Genomic DNA, 595 nt, shown 5'->3' with positions numbered 1-595 from the left:
TCAGTCGATCACATCGGGTTAGAGTAAGCGTCTGCTTGGAGAGGATGTGCAGTCAACCCAAGCAGACAGCGAGATAGAGGAAGAGCACCTGCTTAATTTTGTCGTCAACAGTCTCGAAGAGGAGCTCACGGTAGACCTCGACGAGAACGTAGAGGTCACGACAGAGACATTGTGCGAGGTCCTCGCCGGCGCCAGCGCCGGCGGGACCTCAATCAACCACGTCTGCGAAACGACTGACGACTCACCGCACGCCAATACCGTGCGTGGACATCTTACCGATCAGTTTGAGCTTGATTCGGTTGAGGCGGTTGGAGACACACTGTTGCAGCGAGATGCGCTTGCGACACTGCCAGATCGACCGGTGGAGGTCTGCGCAGACCTCCACCTCGATCCCTACTACGGTGATGAGGACGAAACTGAGGCTCTGTACTCCTCACAGGCCAAGCGTGGAACAACGACGTTTCACGCCTATGCGACGCTCTACGTGCGCGTACGCAACAAGCGGTACACGCTGGCGGTTCGCCAGCTCGTCGCTGGCGAAACCACCAGCGACGTCCTCGCCGAGTTCCTGGAACTCCTTGACGGCCTTGACCTC

The 595-nt window shown here is 58.2% G+C and carries 1 pseudogene; it reads left to right on the top strand.

Going from position 1 to position 595, the window contains the following annotated elements:
- Nucleotides 1–46: 46 nt before the first annotated feature.
- Nucleotides 47–595 (top strand): annotated as a pseudogene (locus tag VI234_RS21205) (ISH3 family transposase); the annotation flags it as partial.

Source organism: Haloarcula sp. CGMCC 1.2071, assembly GCF_037078445.1.
GTDB lineage: Archaea > Halobacteriota > Halobacteria > Halobacteriales > Haloarculaceae > Haloarcula > Haloarcula amylolytica.
This window is presented reverse-complemented; position numbering and strand designations above follow the sequence as displayed.